An 18852-nucleotide genomic window follows, 5' to 3' on the forward strand; every position below is an offset into this window, starting at 1 on the left:
CTTTGCCAACCCGGAACAAACTACAGGGCAGCTGAGGTTGTTCCCGTACCAGCCGAAAAAACTTCCGACTTCCGGAGCTCGACCGGATAAATGCGGAACCTTCCGGCGGCGCAACGGATTATTCCGGCATCTTTGCGGCAAAAATCAACTTTCCGCTTTCGGGTTGCGTTTCCAGCAACACTCCCACCACCAGCTTCCCGTTGCCACCTCCTGTATGGTAAAAAATTTAGTTATCGTGGAGTCTCCTGCCAAGGCCAAAACCATTGAGGGATACCTCGGCAAGGACTTCATCGTCAAATCCAGCTTCGGCCACGTCCGCGACCTGCCCAAGGATAACAATGCCATTGACATTGCCAACGGGTTCAAGCCGACCTACGTGGTGTCGCCCGACAAGCGCGAAATCATTGCCCAGCTGAAGAAGCTGGCCAAGGAAGCCGAGACGGTGTGGCTGGCGAGTGACGATGACCGCGAAGGGGAAGCCATCAGCTGGCACCTGGCCGAGACGCTGAACCTGAACAACGCCAAGACCCGGCGCATCGTGTTCCGCGAAATCACCAAGAACGCCATCCTCAACGCCATCGACAACCCCCGGGAAATCGACCTGAATCTGGTAAATGCCCAGCAGGCCCGGCGCGTACTCGACCGCCTCGTCGGCTTCGAGCTGAGCCCGGTGCTGTGGAAGAAAGTAAAGGCGGGCCTCTCGGCCGGCCGGGTGCAGAGCGTGGCCGTTCGCCTCGTCGTGGAGCGGGAACGGGAAATCAGCGGCTTTAAAGTAGCCTCGAGCTACCGCGTGACGGCCCGCTTCGACGCCGGCGGCGCCGTGCTGGAAGCCGAGCTGCCCAGCCGCTTTAAAACCCAGCAGGAAGCTCAGGAATTTCTGGCCCGCTGCGTGGGCGCCTCCTACCGCATCGAAAACCTGGAGAAGAAACCCGGCAAGCGCACCCCGGCCCCGCCCTTCACTACGTCTACGTTGCAACAGGAAGCCTCGCGCAAGCTGGGATTCTCGGTAGCGCAGACCATGAGCGTAGCCCAGAAGCTGTACGAGGCTGGTAAGATCAGCTACATGCGGACGGACTCGGTGAACCTCTCGCAGGATGCGCTAGCCGCCGCCCAGGAAGAAATCAGCCGCTCCTACGGTGTGGAGTACGCGCACCGCCGGCAGTTCAAGACCAAATCCGCCTCGGCCCAGGAAGCCCACGAAGCCATCCGCCCCACCGACTTTGCCCTCGTGAAAGCCGGCTCCGACTCGGCCGAGCAGCGTCTGTACGATTTGATCCGCAAGCGGGCTATGGCCTCGCAGATGGCCGACGCTACCATTGAGCGGACGGTCGCCAACATCAGCATCAGCACCCAGCCCGGCGTATTGCTGACGGCGACGGGTGAGGTTATCACCTTTGAAGGCTTCCTGAAGGCTTATAGCGAGTCGAAGGACGATGAGGACACCGACGGGGAATCGTCGTTTTCGCGTGGTTTGCCGCCGCTGAGCGTGGGTCAGAACCTGCCCCTGCAGCTTTTGCGGGCCACTGAGCGGTACACCCAGCCCCCGGCCCGCTACACCGAAGCGTCGCTGGTGAAAAAGCTTGAGGAAATGGGTATCGGCCGCCCGTCGACCTATGCCCCCACCATCTCTACCATTCAGAAGCGCGGCTACGTCGAGAAAGACACCCGCGAAGGCAAGGAGCGCAAGTTTCACGTGCTCACGCTGGATGGCGCCGAGGTAAAGACCGAAGTAAAAGCCGAAACCGTGGGCGCCGAGAAAGCCAAGCTGTTCCCGACCGATACGGCCATGGTGGTAAACGACTTTCTGGTGGAGCACTTTCCCATCATCATCGACTACCAGTTCACGGCCAAGGTGGAGGGCGAGTTTGACTTAATTGCCAACGGCCAGGAGCAGTGGGGCAAGATGCTCGCGGACTTCTACGGTACCTTCCACGAAACCATCGAGCGGGGTCAGGACATTGAGCGCAGCACGCTGGGCTCGACCCGGGAAATCGGCATCCACCCCGAAACCGGGCAGAAGCTGACCGCCCGCCTGGGCCGCTACGGCCCGTATGTGCAGATTGAGCCCAAAGAAGGCGCTCCGGAAGGCGAAAAAGCCGTGTACGCCAGCCTGCGCAAAGGACAGTTTATCGAGAGCATTACCCTGGAAGAAGCCCTGGACCTGTTTAAGCTGCCCCGCATCGTGGGTCAGTTCGAGGACAAGGACATGACAGCTTCGCTGGGTCGGTTCGGGCCTTACATCCGCCACGAAGGCAAGTTCTACTCCCTGACCAAGGAGCAGGACCCCCACACCATCACGGCGCAGGAAGGCGTGGACCTCATCGAAGCCAAGCGCAAGACCGATGCGGAGCGCCTGATCAAGGATTTCCCCGAAAACCCGGACGTGCAGGTGCTCAACGGCCGCTTTGGTCCCTACATCGTAGCCGGCAAAAAGAACGTGAAGATTCCGAAGGGCGAAGAGCCGGCGGACCTGACCCTGGCCCGCTGCCTGGAGCTGGCCGAAGCTACGCCCGACAAGCCCGCTAAGGGCGGGCGCTTCGCCAAGAAGGCTGCGCCGGCCGCCGAGGATGCAGCCGACAAGCCGGCCAAGAAGAAGCCGGCGGCTAAGAAGCCCGCGGCGAAAAAAGCCACCGCCAAAAAGCCCGCCGCCAAGAAAGCCACGGCCAAGGCCAAGTAGCCCGTTGGATAAATTTACAGTGCAAAGCCCCGCCGGACTCACAATTCCGGCGGGGCTTTTCGTTAGTGCGGCAGCCCCTGTCTCCTACTGCTGCTGCTGTGCGTACCACTCCTCTTCTCGGTTTAAGCCTTACCCTGCTCCTGACCCTCGGCTTCCAGCCCGCGACCACGCCTTCGTACCCCTGGCTTTCGCACGCCTATTCTCCACGCCAGACGTTGACGAGCCGGTTTCCGCCCCCACCGGGCTGCGTGCGGGTAAGTCAGGCGGAGGGCTCGTTCGGACAGTGGCTGCGGGGGCTGCCCCTACTGCCGGCGGGCACGGCCGTGCGGCTGCATAACGGTAAGCTGAAAACTCCTCAGACTGTGCACGCGGCCGTGCTGGACATCGACACCGGCCCCCGGGACCTGCAACAGTGTGCCGATGCCGTGATTCGTCTGCGGGCCGAGTACCAGTTCAGCCACAACCCTGACCAGGTGCACTTCCAGCTGACCAGCGGCCACGACATCCGGTACGCTGACTGGTACCGGGGCAACGGCTTTGTGGTCCAGGGCGAGGAAGTAGTAGCACAGGCCCGACCGGTCGAACAACCCACCCACGCCAGCTTCCGCCGCTACCTCGACCAGATTTTCACCTACGCCGGAACCCGGTCCCTGGCCCGGGAGCTAAAGCCCGTTGCCCTGGCTCAGGTGCAGCCCGGCGACGTTTTCATTCACGGGGGCTCCCCCGGCCATGCCGTTATGGTACTGGACGTAGCCCGCCACACGACCAGCGGACAGCAGTACATCCTGCTGGCCCAGAGCTACATGCCGGCCCAAAACATCCACGTACTGCGCAACCCTGACACGCGAAGCCTGGGAGCCTGGTTTAAGGTGAAATTGCCGGATAACGGCTTTGCAACGCCAGAATGGCACTTCTTACCCGGGGAGCTCGGTCGTTTTCAGTAGGCAACAGCCACCGGCTGTCCGGCCGCTACCTGCCGGCGAATGCGCCGGTAGTCCTGTCGTTCAGCGAGTGTAAGGCAGGTGCAGGTCAGCACCTCATCAAGCGCGGCAAGCAGCTGGGCGCGGCTATCCGTATTGGCCGGCGCAACCAGATACGCCTGTCGGGCCTGGCGGTACTTGTACAGGGCGGGCTCGCACGCCAGGCAGCGGATCCGCTGGCCGAAGCTGCTGCGCTGGTCGTTGGCCATGATGATAAAGTTTTCGGGCAGCCGGGGCAGGTAGCGCACCGCAAACTTCTCCCCGACCTGAGGCACTGGCGTCGGGTACCAGAAAGGCTCCTGCGCACCATACACAGCAGCTGACTGGTCGTCGAAAGAGGTAAGGCAAGTGCCGCCGTTGCGCAGTTGAAGGACGGTGCGATACGCCAGCACCCGGCGTTTGTTCAGGCTGACCAGCGTGGGCTCGAAGCTTACAACCTCTCCGCTCCCCTCCTGCCCGAATTGCAGTACGTAGGCTCGGCTCAGGCTCCGGCCGAAAAAGAAGACGACCAGCATGAGGACCGGAAACAGCCACCGCACTGCCCGGCGCGCTTTGCCTGTCTTTCCCGGAGGACGGTTAGAGGTTGTGACCAAAACCAGCATCCAAAGCAGCAAGAGGCCCAGACAGGTCAGAACCCGATACTCACGGATAAAGTAGAAGAGGTAGTCCAGAACCAGCATAGCTTCACGAACAGCCGATGGACTATATCGGCTTTGCAATAATGCAAAACTCAACGCTGGCTCCGGTGCGCTTATCTATGAAAAAGAAAATCGTGGTCCTGACCGGGGCCGGAATCAGTGCCGAAAGCGGGCTGGCTACTTTTCGCGGGGCCGACGGGCTCTGGGAAGGCCACCGGGTCGAAGATGTCGCTTCTCCCGAAGGCTGGGCCCGTGATCCGGCGCTGGTGCTGGAGTTCTACAACCAGCGCCGGGCCGCTGCCCGGGCCGCCCGGCCCAACGCCGGACATCAGGCCCTGGTCGAGCTCGAAGCTGAATACGAAGTCGTCATCATCACCCAGAACGTGGACGACCTGCACGAGCGGGCCGGTTCCAGCCGGGTGATTCACCTGCACGGCAAACTGATGGAAGCCCGCAGCACCCGGGATGAGCAGCTGGTGTACCCCCTGACTGGAAACCGGATTGACCTCGGGGACCAGTGCGAGAAAGGGCATCAGCTCCGGCCCAATATCGTGTGGTTTGGCGAGGCGGTGCCGCTGATGGAGCGGGCAATTGAGGAAACCGCCACGGCGGACGCGCTGCTGGTGGTAGGCACTTCCCTGCAGGTGTACCCGGCTGCCAACCTGGTGCACTACACGCCCACCGGCTGTCCCACCTACATCATCGATCCGCAGCAGCCACCCTTGTCCCGGCGGCCGAACCTGCACTTCATCACAGCCCCCGCCACCGTGGGGGTTCCGCAGGTAGTAGCCGAGCTGCTGGCCAAGGCCCGGTCGTAGGCCGCTAACGTATCAGGCCGGACTTCGCCGCATATACCTCGTTGTACGGACCGAAATCCACACATAAAATCTTAGCCATTAAATCCACCAAAGGTGTGCTTACAGATGCCAGTTACAACTACTATTATTTCCTAATAATCAATACAATACCTACACTATTACAAACCGATAATATAATATATTACTTCCATTCTTCCGGGCAGCCTGTAAAGCTGATTGCGCCTGATATTGGGTACTACAGTAGCCCGTGCGTTACGATTCCGCCCGAACAATTTTTGCGGTCCATAAATCAGAGTGGGGAATCCTAAGATTACCATTCTGCCAGTCCTGGTGGCCGTACCCTGTCGAGGTTTCTTGCGTAAGGAGGCTTATTCATTTATCCACGATTCGCTTTCCCATGCGAAAACCTTACGGTCTGCTTCTGGCAGCGGTAGTTGCGCTTGTCCCTTTTTCTTTGATTGCCCAATCCTCTCCACCGGCCCACGCGGTGTACCTGCTCGGCAACACGAGCGGGAAGAACCTGCCGGAACCCCACCTGCAGGCGCTGCGCCGGCAGCTGGAGCAGCAGCCGGGCGCCTTTACCGTGGTGCACCTGGGCGACATAGCCGCCAATGAGGGCCTGAGCGGCCGCAAAGACTCGTCGCTGACCAGCCAGACCGCGCGTATCGACGCCCTGCTCGGACTGGTACAGGGTTTGCCCAACGGCCGGATCTACTTTCTGCCCGGCGACAAGGATTGGGGCAACTCCGGCCCCGACGGTCTGAAGCGGGTGCGGCGGCTGGAAAAGTACATCGAGCAGAAGCTGCCGAACCAGAATGCCTTTCTGCCCACCGGCGGCTGCCCCGGCCCGGAGGTAATCGATGTGGCGCCGCTGGTGCGGCTGGTCGCCATCAACACGCCCTGGTTTACGCATCCCTTCGACAAGCCCGAGGCGCCGGATACCGACTGCAAGACGATGACGCAGGAAGAATTCCGGGAGCAACTTCAGGATCTGCTCGACGACACCAAAGGCACCAACCTACTGCTGGTCGGCCACCACCCGGTGGTCAGTAATGGTATCTACGGGGGCCGGATTCCGCTGGGCCGCCACTTGTTTCCGCTCGGCAACGGCATTCCGCTGCCGGTGTTTGGCACGGCCTACGCCGCCTACCGGCAGAACGTGGGTACGCCCCGCGACGTGGCCTATCCCCGCTACGACGCCTACCGCAAGGAGCTGCTGACCGTGCTCAAGGAAAACCCCGGCGTGGTGTATGCCGCCGCCCACGACTACAGCCTGCAGCTGACCCGCTTCGAAGACAACTACCACCTGGTAGCCGGTAGCTTTGCTGAAAGTCAGTACGTGGGCGCTAACGCCAGCTCCCAGTTCAATGAGTCGGAAGCAGGCTTTTCCCGCCTCGACTACTTTGCCGATGGCACCGTGAAGTCTTATTTCTTCACTTTTGGCAAAGCCGAAGATGCCGCCCGGGAAGCCTACACGGCCACGCTGTTTCAGTCGGCCTGCACCCAGCCCCGGCTGGCAGACGTGCCGGTTAATGCGTTTATACCGGACTGCCCGTCGGCTTTGAAAGGCGCGGCTACGACCAAGCCCGATGCCCCGTTGCAGCCGACCGTGACGCTGGCGCCCGGCCCCCAGTACAAAGCCGGCCCGGGCAAGCGCCTGTTTATTGGCCCGCTCTACCGCTCGTCCTGGACCCAGCCGGTGGAAGTCAAGACTCTGGATCTGGCCACCGAAAAAGGCGGGCTCCGGCCCTTTGGCAAAGGCGGTGGCCGGCAGACGACTTCGCTGAAGCTGATTGCCGCCGACTCCTCGGAGTACGTTTTCCGCTCGGTTGACAAGGACGTAACCCGAATTCTGCCCCCCGAGCTGCGCCGCTCGATTGCCGCTGACGTGCTGCGCGACATCACGCCCACGGCCCACCCCTACTCAGCGCTGGTTACCGGCTCCCTGCTCGACCAGACCGACATCCTGCACGCACGCCCGCAGCTGTTTGTGCTGCCCGATAACAGCCAGCTCGGTGCTTACCGGGAACAGTACGCCGGGCTGCTGGGCACCCTGGAAGACCGCCCCGGCGACCCCAAGCCCAACCTGCCCGGTTTTGGCAATGCCGACGAGGTCCGCCGCTCGTTCAGCTTTTTCCGCCAGCTTTACAAAGACCACGACAACCGGGTCGACGCCGTAGCGTTTGCCAAAGCCCGGGCCTTCGACATGCTGGTGGCTGATTTCGGCAAGCACGAAGACAACTGGAAGTGGGCCGGCTACAAGCAGGGCAAGAAAACCATCTACCGTCCCATCCCGCGCGACCGGGACCAAAGCTTCACGCTGTGGAACGGCCTGCTTACCTACATTGCCAACCGGGAGTGGGCCGTCGGCAGCATCGAAGACTTTCAGGCTGAGTTCAATGACCTGGAAAGCCTGAACTGGCCGGCCAAAAACCTCGACCGGTTTCTGCTGCAGTCCATGACGCGGGAGCAGTGGCAGGAAGTGGGCCGCTATATGCAGCAGAAGATTACCCCGGCGGCCATCGACGAAGCCACGGGCCGCCTGCCCAAAGAGGTGCAGCCACTTTCCGGCCAGGACATCAACCGCAAGCTCAAATCCCGGATTCAGGAGCTGCCCAAGGCGCTGGACGAGTACTACCTGATGCTGGCCAAGCGCGTGGACGTGCTGGGCTCCAACAAAAATGAGGTGTTTCTGGTCGACCGCCTGCCCGACGGCAACGTGCGGGTGCGGGTGTTCGAGAAAGAGAAAGGAACCGACAAGCCCGAGGGTGAGCCGTATTTCGACCGAACCTTTATGCGCAAGGAAACCGATGAAGTCAGCCTTTACGGCTTCGACGGCAAGGACGTGTTTACCGTGACGGGTGCGGCGCCGCACAGCATCCTGGTGCGCATCATCGGCGGTGCCGATAAGGACCGGATTACCGATGAGTCCCGGGCCGGGGGCCTGCGTACGCTCACCAAGGTTTATGACACCCCGGATACAGACCTCAAGGCCAGCAAGGAAACTGACAACCATACCTCCGCCCGCATCGGCATCAACCACTACGACCGCGAAGCGTTTGACTACGATGGCTACAACCCCCGGGCCACGTTGATCTTCAATCAGAGCGACGGGTTCGGGGCCGGGGCCGGCTTTGATGTGGTGCGGCAGGGCTTCCGCAAGCCTGGCTACAAAAACCTTTATGGCTTCGACGTGCAGGGCTCGACCAACGGCAACTTCCAGGTGTCGGCCAACATGCGCCACCGCTACGCCATCGGCAAATGGGACATCGGGGCCCGCACCGGGTACGGCAACTTCTTTCAGTTCTATAACTTCTTCGGCCTCGGCAACAACACGACCAAGGACGACAACCGGTTTGACAACAACTTCTACAAGGCCCGCTACAAAGGCTACACTGCCAGCGTATTTGCCGAGCACGTGTTCTTTACCAAAAGCCTGGTGCGCATTGGTCCGACCTATGAGCAGTACACCTCGAACTTCACGGCCAACAGTCTGCTCGGCGAGCTGAACACGGAGCAACCCATCCCCGACGGCAGCCGGCCCAACACCGCCTTTCAGCGCCTGCTGGGCGTGAATGCGCTGCTGGATCTGGACCTGCGCGACCGGCCCTCCTTTGCCCGGCGCGGGGTACGGCTGCGGGCCCAGCACGACACCTACCGCCAGCTGAACCGTACCCAGGGCACGTTTGGCCTCACCCAGGGCTTTGCCGAGTACTACGCCACAGCCCGGATCCTGATTCCGGTGACAGGCGTCGTGAAGCTGGGCGGGGCCAAGAACTACGGTTCGCGCGACGAAATTCCGTTCTACAAGTACACCACCCTGGGCCAGCGCGAAAACCTGCGCGGCTACGTGCGCAACCGGTTTTCCGGCGACGCCAGCGCTTACCTCAACACCGAGCTCCGCCTGGCCCTGGGCCGGGTCCAGACCTCCATTCTGCCCTTCTACTACGGCGTGTTTGGCTTCTACGACCAGGGCCGGGTGTATTACAAAGGCAGCTCGCCCGATGGCTGGCACCGCAGCTACGGCGGGGGCTTCTACATCGCGCCGGTGGCCGAGCAGCTGGCGCTGTCCCTCTCCTACCAGATGTCGGCTGAAGAAAGCGCCCTGCTGCAGTTCGGCGTAGGCTTCCGCATCGACCAGTAAGCCAGCCGGATGCGGCGGCTGCAATAAAGCCCCAGCTGCATGGCCGGGGCTTTTTGGACCCTTTGGGTGAGTCCATCCGTATGAGCAGGCTTTTGCCGGCCAGCAAAAAAGCTGTCCGGCCGACATCCACAAACGCCTATCTTTGGCGCTGCTTTCGTCCTACTGCTGCTCTATGAATTACCCCCTGCTGAAACTGGCTGCCATCGACATTGGATCCAACGCCGTGCGGTGCCAGATTTCGGCCGTGCTGCACTTCGGGGACCGGTACCGGCTAAAGCGCGTGGAATACGTGCGCTTTCCCATGCGCCTGGGCGAAGACGTATTTGCCACGGGCGAGATTTCGGAAGCCAAGCAAGACAAATTCGTCAAGTTTCTGCACTCCCTGCGGCTGCTGATGGAAGTGCACGACGTGGCCCATTTTCTGATCTGTGCCACCTCGGCCATGCGCAGTGCCAGCAATGGCCCGGAGCTGGTGGAGCGCGTGCGAAAGGAGCTGGGCATGGAGATTCAGGTTATCGACGGGCAGGCTGAAGCGGCGTACATCAACAACGTTATCGAGCACCTGCTGGAGGACAACAAACACTACCTGCACATCGACGTGGGAGGGGGCAGCACCGAGTTCAACATCTACCACGACCGGCGCAAAGTGGCGTCCCAGTCATTCGAGATGGGCTCGATCCGGCGGATGCAGCAGGAAGAGGCGGGCCTGAGCACCGATGCCATGCGCGAAACCTGGCAGCGGATGGAGGAATGGGTGACAGAAAATGCCCGGCGTTACCGCGTAACGCGGGCTATTGGCACCGGCGGCAACATCAACAAGCTGTACAGCATGTCGCAGACTCCCGCCGACCAGCCCATTACCCGCCGCCGCATTGCCAGCCTGCTCGATCAGCTCAGCCGCCTGAGTATGGATGAGCGGGTGAACGTGGCCATGCTCAACCCCGACCGCGCCGACGTTATCGTGCCTGCCGGGCACATCTACCTCTCGGCCATGAACTGGGCCAAGATCAGCAACATGCTGGTGCCCGACATTGGCCTGAAGGACGGGATGCTGCAAACGCTCTTCGAACAGCACTTTGAGGAAATTCGCCCGTACGCTGACCATTCCCACCTCGTGCCGGTACCAGACGTAGAGAACGGCCGCAACAACGAAGCGAACTAGGTTTTTTCGCCCTGTAACAGAGAGAGGAGCCTGGTGGGCTCCTCTCTCTGTTTGCTGGTTAACCCCGCGGGGCAGGTAGCCGACGAGTACTTTGCACGGCGTCGGCCTACTTGCTACGCTCGGGTACCGGGCAGGCCCGCCGGGTGCCCGCTATTCTCGCTGACGGCCGCCGGTTGAGCGGTTTCCCCATCCCCTTTGGCGTGGGCGGCATGGCCATTGGCAGCCAGGGCCTCGCCCCCGGCCTCAACGGCGGCCTGCTCTTCACCGACGGGTGCATTTTGCTGGCTGCGCGCCGCCTGCTGGTACAACAGCTCCAGCATGCCTTCCGGGGTAGCCATGGCCAGCCGCTCCTCGTCGCGGCGGTAGAAGTCGCGGTGCACGTTTACGATGGGCTCGTCGGCAGCAGGCTGGGAGCGGATATACGCCCCGTCCTCCCGCATGATGTAGGAGTTCTGGTTGTCCAGCATATTGAGCATCAGGATGCTGATGGCCTCGCGCCGGAGCTGGGGGTTTACAATCAGGAACAGGGCCTCGATGCGGCGGTCAAACGACCGGACCATCAGGTCGGCCGAGCCGGCGTAGACGCGGGCCTGGCCGCCGTGGTGAAAGTAAAACAGACGGGAGTGTTCCAGGAACTCGCCCACGATGCTGCGCACCTCGATGTTCTCGCTGAGTCCGGGCCGGCCCGGCCGCAGGCAGCAGATGCCGCGCACGACGAACCGGATGGGTACCCCGGCCTTGGAAGCGCGGTAGAACTCGTCCATCATCTCCCGGTCCTCCAGGGAGTTCATCTTCATCACGATGCCGCTGGGCAGGCCCTTCTTGGCGTTGCGTACTTCCTCCCGGATCAGGTGGATAAGCTGCTGGCGCATGTCCTTGGGCGCCGTTATCAGGTACTCGTAGTCGTCGGGCTGGGAGTGGCCGGTAATAACGTTGAAGAATTCCGACACGTCGTGGCCGTACACGTCGTTGCTGGTGAGCAGACTCACGTCGGTGTAGAGGCGGGACGTCTGCTCGTTGTAGTTACCCGAGCCGATGTGCACGTAGCGGGTTACCTTCTCCCCTTCCTTGCGGATCACCATCAGGAGCTTGGTGTGGGTCTTGTACTTGCTGACCCCGTAAATGACAAAGCAGCCGGCTTTTTCCAGCCGGGCGCCTTCACGGATGTTTTTCTCTTCGTCGAAGCGGGCCTTCACCTCAAACAGCACCGATACGTGCTTGCCGTTCTCGGCCGCCTTCAGCAGGGCCGCCGATACGCGCGAATCGTCGGCGAGGCGGTAGATGGTTTGCTTGATGCCCAGCACGTGCGGGTCTTCGGCCGCCATTTCGAGCAGCCGCACCACCGGCTCAATGCTGTTGTAGGGGTGATGCAGCAGCACGTCGTGGTGCTTGAGGTACTCAAACAGGTTTTCTTCAGCTCCGTCGGGCAAACTCAGCGGCGTCACCGATGAGGGCGTGCGGGTGCTTTCGGAGCGGAACGTGGGGTGCTTGATGATCTGAAGCAGTCCTTTCAGGTCAATCAGGGAGGTGATGACGAACACGTTGCCGTTGTCAATCTTCCACCGCTCCTTGAGCACGCTCATCAGCAGCGGGGAGGCATCCTTTTCCACCTCCAGGCGCACCACGCGGCCCTTCTTCCGGGTTTTCAGGCCCGACTGAATTTCCTTGATAAAGTCGATGTCGATGTCGTCGGACTCTTCCAGGGTGAAGTCCCCGTTGCGGGTGATGCGGAACAGGTCGGCCGACAGGATTTCAACGTTGCGGAACAGCTTGGGCATGTTGGCCCGCACAATCTCCTCGATGGGCACGAAGATGACCTTGTCCTTGCGCGTGAGTTCGAAAAAGCGCGACAGGTTCTGCGGAATCTGCACGAAGGTGAGGCGCTCCTGCCCTTTCTCCGACTCATTCTCGGCCCCGGCCCGCGTAACCACGCCGAAGATGAGCATCTGGTTCATCATCAGCGGAAACCCGTGGTAGGAGTCGTACACCATCGGGGTCAGCAGCGGAAACAGCGTGTTCTTGAAGTAGCCGTCGGCTTTTTTCAGCTCCAGCTCCGTCAGCTCATCCATCTTCAGGATGTTGAAGCCCTTCTTCTCGAACAGGGGCTTGAGCTCGTTCTGGTACGTGAGCGACTGGTCGTTGATGAAGCGGTGGGCAAAGTCGAGCAGCTTGCGCCGGAACGGCAGCTCGCGCAGGCCGGAGTAGTCGACCCGCTCTTTGCCGTAGTCGATGTAGTTGTAGAGGGAGCCGACCCGGATCATGAAGAACTCGTCGAGGTTCGACGAGGTAATGGCCAGAAACCGCAGGCGGTCGAACAGGGTGCGCGAAGGGTCCTTGGCCTGGTCCAGCACCCGGTAGTTGAAGCGCAGCCAGCTCAGGTCCCGGCTGATGTACTTGCTTTTGCGGATGAGGTCGGCGGATTTGAAGAGTTTCATAGCAGGTCGAAAATCGGGGTAAGATACGTAGGACGGCTACGCAATGGCGTACTTCCGGCTCAGGAAATAACGGCCGTAGCCTCTATTTCCACCAGCAGCTCCGGCGCAATCAGGGCCCGAACCTCGACCATGGTGGCCGCGGGCCGGATCAGCCGGAAAAACTCGCCGTGCGCCCGGCCAATCTCCGCCCACTGGCTGATGTCGGTAGTGAAGATGCGGGTCCGGACGACGTCGGTGAGCGAAGCACCGGCTGCGGTCAGGGCTTCCTCAATCTTTTCCAGGGCGCGTCGCGTCTGCTCGTAGACTGTGCGGCCCGTAACAGCGTCGCCGTCCTGGGCTGTAGTGCCGGCCACTTCCACCACGCTGCCGATGCGTACGGCCCGGGAATAGCCCACTGGCTCCTCCCAGGGTGAGCCCGATGATATGTTCTGCCGCATGGCTTGGTTGGTTGTTGAATGCTGATTATTGGTTGTTGATTGATGAATGTTGGTGTCCTTTGTAATAACAATCAGCAATCAACCGTACTGCAACAAAAAAGCCCGCATGAAGCGGGCTTTTTTGTTGCAGTACGTGCCTATACATCGAGGCGGGCGTACTTGGCGTTCTTTTCGATGAAGTCGCGGCGGGGTGCCACTTCGTCGCCCATCAGCATCGAGAACAGGTGGTCGGCTTCCACGCCGGAGTCGACGTCCACGCGCTTCAGCGAGCGGGTATCGGGCTGCATAGTGGTCGTCCAGAGCTGCTCGGCGTTCATCTCGCCCAGACCCTTGTAGCGCTGCACGTTCACCGTTTCCGGCTTGCCGCGGCCCATCTCTTCCTGGGCAGCCATGCGCTCCTGCTCGGTCCAGCAGTACCGCTCTTCCTTGCCGCGCTTCACCAGGTACAGGGGCGGCAGGGCAATGTAGATGTACCCTTTTTCGATCAGCTCCGGCATGTAGCGGAAGAAGAACGTCAAAATCAGGGTGCGGATGTGCGAGCCATCGATGTCGGCGTCGGTCATGATGATGACCTTGTGGTAGCGCAGCTTGTCGAGGTTCAGGCTCCGGGTGCTGCTGCCGTCGTCTTCGTCGGTCTTCTTTTCGAAGCTCACGCCGAGGGCGGTAATCATGTTCCGGATTTCCTCGTTCTCGTAGATGCGGTGCTCCTGGGCCTTTTCTACGTTCAGGATCTTACCGCGCAGCGGCAGAATGGCCTGGAAGGCGCGATTGCGGCCCTGCTTGGCCGTGCCGCCGGCCGAGTCACCCTCGACCAGATACAGCTCGCAGATGGCCGGGTCGGACTCCGAGCAGTCGGCCAGCTTGCCGGGCAGGGAATTGGAGCCCAGCACCGACTTGCGCTGCACCATTTCACGGGCCTTCTTGGCGGCCACCCGGGCCTTGGCGGCCAGAATCACCTTCTCCACGATCACGCGGGCTTCCTTGGGGTTTTCCTCCAGGTACTGGTTCAGGATTTCGCCGACCACGGTGTTCACCGCGCCGCTCACTTCGGAGTTGCCCAGCTTGCCCTTGGTCTGACCTTCGAACTTGGGCTCGGCCACCTTCACGGAAATAACAGCGGTGAGGCCTTCGCGGAAGTCGTCGCCCTGAATCTCGATCTTGGCCTTGGCCACCTCGCCCGATTTCTCGGCGTAGGCTTTCAGCACCCGGGTAATGGCCGAGCGGAAGCCCGCCACGTGGGTGCCGCCCTCGTGGGTGTTGATATTGTTGACGTAGGAGAAGATGTGCTCCTGGTAGGAGTCGTTGTACTGAAACGCCACTTCCACGGGAATGCCCCGCTCGGTCGACACGTATACCGGCCGGGTCATCAGCACCGTGCGGTTAGAGTCCAGGTACTGGACGTACTCGGCCACACCGCCTTCGGAGAAGAACTCGTCGCGCTGCTCCTCTCCCCCATCGGCCGGCGTGCGTAGGTCGGTCAGGACGATACGGATACCGCGGTTGAGGTAGGCCAGCTCGCGCAGGCGGGTCGCAATCCGCTCATAGGAGTAAACGAGGGTTTCGTCGAAGATGGTAGGGTCGGGCTGGAACCAGACCCGGGTACCCCGCTCGGTGGTGTCGCCCACCTGGCGCACCTCGTACTGGGGCACACCGATAGTGTACTCCTGCTCGTAGATGTGGCCGTCGCGCTTTACCGTGACGTGGGTGTGGGTGCTGAGCGCGTTCACGCAGGACACGCCCACCCCGTGCAGGCCGCCGGAGGTTTTATAGCTGTTTTTATCGAATTTGCCGCCGGCGTGTAGCACGGTCAGGGCAATTTCAAGGGCTGATTTGCCGAACTTCTGGTTGATGCCGACGGGAATTCCGCGGCCGTTGTCTTGAACTGAAATGGCGTTGCCGGGGTGGATGGCAACCTCAATATGGTCACACTGTCCGGCCAGGGCTTCGTCGATGGAGTTGTCGACTACTTCCCACACCAGGTGGTGCAGGCCTTTGGCACCCGTGTCGCCGATGTACATGGAAGGACGCTTGCGTACGGCTTCGAGTCCTTCGAGTACCTGAATGCTATCCGCGGAATAGTCCGAGGCACCGATTATCTCTTGAGTTTCGCTCATAGTTTGCGGGGAAAACAGCGCAGATGTTGATATACAAAGATACCGAATTTATTTGGTTTTTACCACAATCCAGGCGGTTTTTGCCCCTTATCACCTGCTCCCAAAAGTAAAATCCCCGCCGGTGTTCCACCGTTTCCGGAGCCCGGCCGTAAGCGAAGCCCGAAACCCAGGCTACAGGGTGGTTTTCGGGCGGCCAAAAGCGCTGTGGCCTTCGTAGCTGCACCCTGCCGCACCACCTGCCTGGCCTTCCCGGCAGCCACTCCGGAGCTCAGCTACCTTGTGGAATCCGACCCGGCAGTCCGCAACTTTCAAACCCGTAAAAATGAAAAGCCCCTCCGGCTGGAAGGGCTTTTACAAACCAAGCGGCTCAGCGGATAACGAGCTGCTGCCGGGCCATCCCCAGCGAGGTTGGCAGCCGGAGCATATACACCCCGGCCGGCTGCCGGCTCAGGTCGAGCACCGTTGGTCCGGCTCCAGAAACGGTCTGCCGGAAAACCTCCCGGCCCAGCGCATCCAGAAGAATAGCATCACCAGTGGCTGCGCCGGTTCGCATCCGCAGCGTGAAAACGCCGTCGGTGCTCGGATTAGGAAAGACTTCCAGCCCTGCGGCCAGGGCAGCCCGGCCAGCGGTGCTCAGGCTACGGCCCGTGTACTTGTACATGCCATTGCCCAGAATGTCGCCACCGGTACTCAGGCTGACGCCGCCGGACCAGCCCACGGTGGGGCTGACAAAGTCAACCAGGGCGTGGTCCCGGGTACTTTCCAGGGCCGTCCAGGTTTGACCCAGGTCGGTCGAAATCGAGGAGCCGGAGCCATTAAAAGAGCCGTCGAAGCCCGTGGAAACAAAGGTTTGGGTGCCGGGTATGGCATCGAGGCCGATGGAATGCAGCGGGCCGCTGGGGGCCACCGAAGTCCAGGTGGTGCCCCCGTTTGTGGACCGGGCCAGAAGTCCGGCATCATCTAAGGCCAGCCCATTCTGCGCATCAACGAAGGCAATGGCCTCCATTGACTGCAGGGGGGTACCGCTCACGGTCCAGGTCAGGCCCCGGTCGGTGGAGCGCCAGACCCGGTTGGAGGCCGTACCAAACCAGATCGTATTGCCCAGCTGGAAAACGGCGGTGTTGTACACGAACTCGTTGGGCGCGACACCCGGTAAGCTGGCGACCGGCACCCGCGTCCACGTCGAGCCGCCGTTGATGGTCGTGTAGATTTCAAATTTGCCGGTGTTGTCCCGGTCCCCGATTACAACCCCGTCGTTGGCGGTGAAAAAGCGGATAATGGCCGGATAGCTGTTCGGGTCGGCAAACTGCGTGGCAGTGGTCTGCAACGTCCAGGCTGCTCCGCCGTTCGTGGTTTTCAGCACCTGCCCGCCCCCGTCCGGGTCGATGACCGTTACCCAAGCCGTGCTGGCGTCCAGGGCATGGATGCTCGTCAGCTCGAAGTCGGGCGGCAGCGCGGGAATCTGCCCTACCGTCCAGGTAGTGCCCCCGTTCACGGTGCGGCTAAAGAGGGGGCCAGCCCCGGTATCCAGGTCCAGGACCGTCGTCCAGGCGACGTTAGCATCCACGGCCGAGATGATAAAGTTGAACGTGGTGGGAGCGGGCAGACTTACCGGCTGATTGACCCACTGGGCCCGGGCCGGCAGGCTAAGGACCGCCGCAAGAGCGATTACAAGTACTGGTTTCTTCATAAGGGCAGAGTAGGAAGCCAAGATAGGCAGATAGAACGGGCACCAAGAAAAAAGAGGCTTCTTCCATCCGGAAGAAGCCTCTTTCAAATCAGGCAGGCGGTAGAACCTACTGAATAACCACTTTCTGCTGGGCTACCCCTTCGGCGGTGCGCAGCTCAAGAGTGTAGATACCCGACTTTTCGCGGCTCAGGTCAACAGTGGTTTCCAGGGTCGTAACGGCCGTGGGGTTGAGCTGGCGGTTGTACACCTCGCGGCCTACAGCGTCGATCACCCGAATCTGGGCGTCCGCCTTGATGCCGGAGTTCAGCTTAACCTGGAATACGCCGGTTGCGCTGGGGTTAGGATATACCCCGAGGGCCTGCTGTACACTGGCGTTCCGGGCAGGCAGAGCCGTGGCGTTCAGCTTATACACGCCGCCGGCACCCTGGGCATCGGTCTGGGCACCAGCGTAGCCGGTGGTGCGGTTGATTACGTCAACGGAAGACTTATACTCGCCCCGCTCGAGGTCGCGCCAGGTCTGGCCGTTGTCGGTGCTGATGGAGCTACCGTAATCCTGACGGGTCGTAACCGTCTGTACCGACGAACCAACGCTGATGTACATGTTGGTGCCGTCCACTACGTCGAAGTCGAAGTGGTTGAAGTTACCGGTGTAGTTTACGTTCGACCAGGTAGCGCCGCCATCGGTGGTGCGGATCAGGGTCATGCCCGAGAAAGCCAGGCCGTTGTTCTGGTCAACGAAGGCAAGGCGGCTGATAGCTTCCGAAATGGGAGTCAGAGCCGAAGCCGTCCAGGTCAGGCCGCGGTCCGTGGACTTCAGCACGCGGGTAGGCAGGCCGTTGCCGGCAGCGTCAAGGTGGGTGGTACCGGCCCAGATGGTGTTACCCAGGGCGTAGTAAGAGCCAACCAGAGCGTACTCGGTAGCATCCAGGGGTGCCGGCAGGTTACCAGCCGGTACGCGGGTCCAGGTAGTGCCGCCGTTCGAGGTGGTCAGCACTTCAAACGAGCCGCTGGTCGGGTCGCCCAGCGAAACACCGTTGTTGGCGTCGAAAAAGTAAACCCAGTTTGCAAAGCCGGCCGGTCCGCGGAACTGCGAGGCCGTGGTTACTTTGGTCCAGGTGTTGCCACCGTTGGTAGTTTTAAGGATTTCGCCACCCCCGGCGGTTTCGCCATACTGGGCTACGAAGGCCGTCTGGGCATCCATGGCGTGAATACCGGCGGCAGAGTAACCCACCGTACCGTTGATCGAGCCGAACTCCCACAGGGCACCACCGTTGGCAGTACGGGAAAAGGTGAATACGCCGTTACCGGTGCCGTTGGCATCCTGAAGCAGTTGCCAGGCCACGTTGGCACTTACCGTGTGCATCTGCCGGGAAAAGAACTCCGGCGGCGTCTGGGGGCTAGCGCCGTTGTTCTGCAGTACCCAGGGAGCCATCTGGGCCGATGCTCCGATGCTGCTGAGCAGAAGAGCTGAGAGTAAGATTTTTTTCATTTAGGGGTAAAGAATTAGGGTGAAAGGTGTCGAAAACAAGGATAAAAGGGATACTGGGCAGTAAGTCTGCCGGCCTTTGCCGCCCAAGATAAAGACTTTTGTAAAAAAAACCGTTTTTCGCGCCGCGGACCAGTCAAAATGCCTGACTATCAGTAACGACCGAAGGGCAAACACGGTTGCAGCCGGGGGCGCCCGGGGTGGCTGAAAACCTTAACGAGCTGGCGGGGCCCGGGTAAAAGACCTACGGGCTACTCATATCACTGCAGCT

11 protein-coding genes are annotated in these 18852 nt (G+C 61.0%); 5 read left to right on the top strand and 6 right to left on the bottom strand.

Annotated elements, in window-relative coordinates:
- Nucleotides 1–214 precede the first annotated feature (214 nt).
- Both topA and LJY25_RS01895 read left to right on the top strand, forming a co-directional pair.
- On the top strand, nucleotides 215–2677 hold the full coding sequence (gene topA, locus LJY25_RS01890; protein ID WP_227606527.1) for a type I DNA topoisomerase: 2463 nt from the start codon (nucleotides 215–217) through the stop codon (nucleotides 2675–2677).
- 98 nt (nucleotides 2678–2775) lie between these two features.
- Nucleotides 2776–3621 carry a DUF4846 domain-containing protein gene (locus LJY25_RS01895; RefSeq protein WP_227606528.1) on the top strand — a complete coding sequence of 282 codons (846 nt, stop codon included), beginning with the start codon at nucleotides 2776–2778 and terminating at the stop codon, nucleotides 3619–3621.
- Here LJY25_RS01895 and LJY25_RS01900 read toward each other — a convergent pair.
- Nucleotides 3615–4172 carry a hypothetical protein gene (locus tag LJY25_RS01900; protein ID WP_227606529.1) on the bottom strand — a complete coding sequence of 186 codons (558 nt, stop codon included), beginning with the start codon at nucleotides 4170–4172 and terminating at the stop codon, nucleotides 3615–3617. The two genes, LJY25_RS01895 and LJY25_RS01900, sit on opposite strands and share 7 nt — an antisense overlap.
- A gap of 242 nt (nucleotides 4173–4414) precedes the next feature.
- Here LJY25_RS01900 and LJY25_RS01905 point away from each other — a divergent pair, with 242 nt between their 5' ends.
- The 3 genes from LJY25_RS01905 to LJY25_RS01915 all read left to right on the top strand — a co-directional run bounded on the left by LJY25_RS01905 (nucleotide 4415) and on the right by LJY25_RS01915 (nucleotide 10419).
- Nucleotides 4415–5113 carry an SIR2 family NAD-dependent protein deacylase gene (locus tag LJY25_RS01905; RefSeq protein ID WP_227606530.1) on the top strand — a complete coding sequence of 233 codons (699 nt, stop codon included), beginning with the start codon at nucleotides 4415–4417 and terminating at the stop codon, nucleotides 5111–5113.
- Nucleotides 5114–5567: 454 nt separating this feature from the next.
- Entirely contained in the window at nucleotides 5568–9257 is a 3690-nt protein-coding gene (locus LJY25_RS01910; protein ID WP_227606531.1) for a ShlB/FhaC/HecB family protein, read from the top strand.
- Nucleotides 9258–9429: 172 nt separating this feature from the next.
- On the top strand, nucleotides 9430–10419 hold the full coding sequence (locus tag LJY25_RS01915; RefSeq protein WP_227606532.1) for a Ppx/GppA phosphatase family protein: 990 nt from the start codon (nucleotides 9430–9432) through the stop codon (nucleotides 10417–10419).
- A 113-nt stretch (nucleotides 10420–10532) separates the two neighbouring features.
- On the opposite strand, the gene ppk1 is transcribed toward LJY25_RS01915, so the two are convergent.
- The 5 genes from ppk1 to LJY25_RS01940 form a co-directional block, all read right to left on the bottom strand.
- The gene (gene ppk1, locus LJY25_RS01920) at nucleotides 10533–12854 is read right to left on the bottom strand and encodes a polyphosphate kinase 1 (protein WP_227606533.1); all 2322 of its coding nucleotides are present in this window, start codon (nucleotides 12852–12854) and stop codon (nucleotides 10533–10535) included.
- Nucleotides 12855–12913: 59 nt separating this feature from the next.
- A complete protein-coding gene (locus LJY25_RS01925) occupies nucleotides 12914–13291 on the bottom strand; it encodes a RidA family protein (protein ID WP_227606534.1) in 378 nt (125 codons plus the stop codon).
- Nucleotides 13292–13428: 137 nt separating this feature from the next.
- Nucleotides 13429–15405, bottom strand: coding sequence for a DNA topoisomerase (ATP-hydrolyzing) subunit B (gene gyrB / locus LJY25_RS01930; RefSeq protein ID WP_227606535.1), 1977 nt, complete (start codon nucleotides 15403–15405; stop codon nucleotides 13429–13431).
- Between the two features lie 367 nt (nucleotides 15406–15772).
- Nucleotides 15773–17095 carry a T9SS type A sorting domain-containing protein gene (locus LJY25_RS01935; protein ID WP_227606536.1) on the bottom strand — a complete coding sequence of 441 codons (1323 nt, stop codon included), beginning with the start codon at nucleotides 17093–17095 and terminating at the stop codon, nucleotides 15773–15775.
- A 106-nt stretch (nucleotides 17096–17201) separates the two neighbouring features.
- On the bottom strand, nucleotides 17202–18584 hold the full coding sequence (locus LJY25_RS01940; protein ID WP_227606537.1) for a T9SS type A sorting domain-containing protein: 1383 nt from the start codon (nucleotides 18582–18584) through the stop codon (nucleotides 17202–17204).
- Between the last annotated feature and the right edge of the window lie 268 nt (nucleotides 18585–18852).

Source organism: Hymenobacter translucens (assembly GCF_020685205.1).
GTDB lineage: Bacteria > Bacteroidota > Bacteroidia > Cytophagales > Hymenobacteraceae > Hymenobacter > Hymenobacter translucens.

Excerpts from the sequence above, each read along its gene's own strand:
- topA (WP_227606527.1), top strand. The coding sequence starts at position 215 with ATGGTAAAAAATTTAGTTATCGTGGAGTCTCCTGCCAAGGCCAAAACC.
- LJY25_RS01900 (WP_227606529.1), bottom strand. The coding sequence starts at position 4,172 with ATGCTGGTCGTCTTCTTTTTCGGCCGGAGCCTGAGCCGAGCCTACGTA.
- LJY25_RS01905 (WP_227606530.1), top strand. The coding sequence starts at position 4,415 with ATGAAAAAGAAAATCGTGGTCCTGACCGGGGCCGGAATCAGTGCCGAA.
- LJY25_RS01915 (WP_227606532.1), top strand. The coding sequence starts at position 9,430 with ATGAATTACCCCCTGCTGAAACTGGCTGCCATCGACATTGGATCCAAC.
- ppk1 (WP_227606533.1), bottom strand. The coding sequence starts at position 12,854 with ATGAAACTCTTCAAATCCGCCGACCTCATCCGCAAAAGCAAGTACATC.
- LJY25_RS01925 (WP_227606534.1), bottom strand. The coding sequence starts at position 13,291 with ATGCGGCAGAACATATCATCGGGCTCACCCTGGGAGGAGCCAGTGGGC.
- gyrB (WP_227606535.1), bottom strand. The coding sequence starts at position 15,405 with ATGAGCGAAACTCAAGAGATAATCGGTGCCTCGGACTATTCCGCGGAT.
- LJY25_RS01935 (WP_227606536.1), bottom strand. The coding sequence starts at position 17,095 with ATGAAGAAACCAGTACTTGTAATCGCTCTTGCGGCGGTCCTTAGCCTG.
- LJY25_RS01940 (WP_227606537.1), bottom strand. The coding sequence starts at position 18,584 with ATGAAAAAAATCTTACTCTCAGCTCTTCTGCTCAGCAGCATCGGAGCA.